Here is a 511-nt window from a genome sequence, read left to right on the forward strand (position 1 = left end):
GTAGTTTTTCGCTCGCGATGTCGATGGAAGGCAAGAGATAGTAGTCAAGCGCCCGCTGGTTCTGGATGTCCATTCGAACGGCGACAGTGATATCGGGTTGCTGGCCAGTCTCGAATCGCAACCGCCAGCGATGCGAACCCGCGACCGTTTGATGGCAGCGAGCGATCACGATCGACACGGTTATTTCCCGATGTTGGCCTTTGTTGCGAGTTCGCGGGTTTAGAATATTGATCTGATCGATGGGGATCATCTCAAATTTCTGCTCACGTGCTTCAGCGCTCATGCTGCCTCCACGATGGAAGTCGGTCTGAGAAATTCGAAGAGTACATCGAGGGAATCGAAGCGATAGCAATCGACTGCGAGGCCGTTATCCTCCGCAAGCCGTAGTTTTTCGCTCGCGATGTCGATGGAAGGCAAGAGATAGTAGTCAAGCGCCCGCTGGTTCTGGATGTCCATTCGAACGGCGACAGTGATATCGGGTTGCTGGCCAGTCTCGAATCGCAACCGCCAG

2 pseudogenes are annotated in these 511 nt (G+C 54.2%); both read right to left on the reverse strand.

The window, feature by feature from the left end:
• Positions 1-283: pseudogene (locus tag AC630_RS42600) on the reverse strand (hypothetical protein); the annotation flags it as partial.
• A pseudogene (locus AC630_RS42605) lies at positions 280-511 on the reverse strand (recombinase family protein); the annotation flags it as partial. The pseudogenes AC630_RS42605 and AC630_RS42600, both read right to left, overlap by 4 nt.

Origin of the sequence: Bradyrhizobium sp. AS23.2, from assembly GCF_001908185.1 — a bacterium.
Classification (GTDB): Bacteria; Pseudomonadota; Alphaproteobacteria; order Rhizobiales; family Xanthobacteraceae; genus Bradyrhizobium.